Annotated in this window: 1 protein-coding gene; it reads right to left on the bottom strand. The window is 54.1% G+C overall.

Going from position 1 to position 1,421, the window contains the following annotated elements:
- The coding region (locus ACR0BU_RS24665) for a heparinase II/III domain-containing protein (protein ID WP_480739569.1) at window positions 1–1,421 on the bottom strand (1,421 nt) is incomplete at both ends.

The raw sequence follows: 1,421 nt of genomic DNA, 5'->3' as shown, positions 1-1,421 counted from the left end.
CAGTCGCCAGTCGCTCAGCGGGATGATCGTGTTGTCAGCTGCGCCCCCGGCGCTGTCAAACCAAACAGCGATTGTTTGCGATGCGCCCGAGTCCTGAGCTTGCAGATCAATCATCAATCTGCCGACGCCAGAATTTGGGTTCTGGTTCGCGCAGTCCGAGTTGTATGGTGTTTTGCAAGGGTCTGCAGAACGTAAAGTAAAAAGGGCCTCAGGCGGTGAAAGAACGCGTGCTCGTAATTCCTGCCCATCCTTTCGCAGGATCGCAGTTTGCCCATCGATACTAACCTGCGCTTCGGTATGCATGGTCCAGAATACCGGATCTGCTTGATTACCCTCGATTTCGTCTTGAATCAGAACTGCACTTCCTTCGATCAAGGCTATGCCACGCCGTACGGTGCCCACGGGCCTGCCATACGGTTCAGAAAGGTCCGCTATCGTGAAGTTGAAATCGGGGAACTGCCCAAACTCTTCAATCTGTGCGCGACCAGTTGTTTGCTGGTTTGCAGAGCCAAAGACCAGTGTGTTCTGACCGATTGTCGCCGTGCGATAATAGTCAAAGCGTTTGTTGGTGAAATACCCGGGCAAGTGGTAGTTTCCGATCCCAAGATCGGTCGCCCATCTCACTCCGTTTGTCTCAAGAACAAATGTTCCCGCATCAAGGTTGTTGTGATGACTGCGTAGCGGTCCGGCCTTGAAGCCGACATATGTCGCCTTTGGATCATCCCATGCGGATCGCATCATCACAAGTCCAAGCCCACCGAACCAGAACGAGTTTTGTCGCCCGTCGATAGGTCTTTCCTCAGAGTTTTGCCGCCAGATCAGATCCAGCGCAACGTGTGAAACGGGTTTGGAACCAGCGATCCGCCGACTGTAATCGGGTCGGTTAAAGCGCGACGCAAGCCAGGTCAACGCGACCAGATCAGTGTTTGTGTCGCTGTCGCCGTAGTTGAATAACAAGCCGGTCGGCCCGGTCACATGAGTAAGATAGTCGCCAAAATTCGCCATCCCGTCTGATTTGGACAAATCAAAATCGTGCCCGAGCACGGTTTCCAAAGACGTGATCGCGATGGCCGCGTCCCGCGCAGCCAAAGCGCCATACATTGGACCTTCCGGCCACGCTCCATCTGGGGCAAACATCGCAAACCCATTGCGAAGCGATATCTGAGCACTTTCGATGATCTGCTTCGCCAATTCTGGCTCAGCTTCTGAAACGGCAAGGGCCGCAACGATCATTCCGGTATTGCAGATGATGTTCCAGTTAAAGGATGCAACAGGCCAGGTGATATCCGCTGTTGCCGTGCCGTCAGGTAAAGAGCTTGGGATCGGGGTCGGATGCACCCAACGCTGCGGGACAACCCAGCCTTTATCAAAGTAAGCCGTGTCCAGCTCATAGATCCCAGCCGCTTCGTTCAACGCCTTGT

The sequence above is a fragment of the Ruegeria sp. CK2 genome (assembly GCF_056536585.1).
The sequence above is the reverse complement of the archived record's forward strand: the minus strand, read 5'-3'. Positions and strand labels throughout refer to the sequence as shown.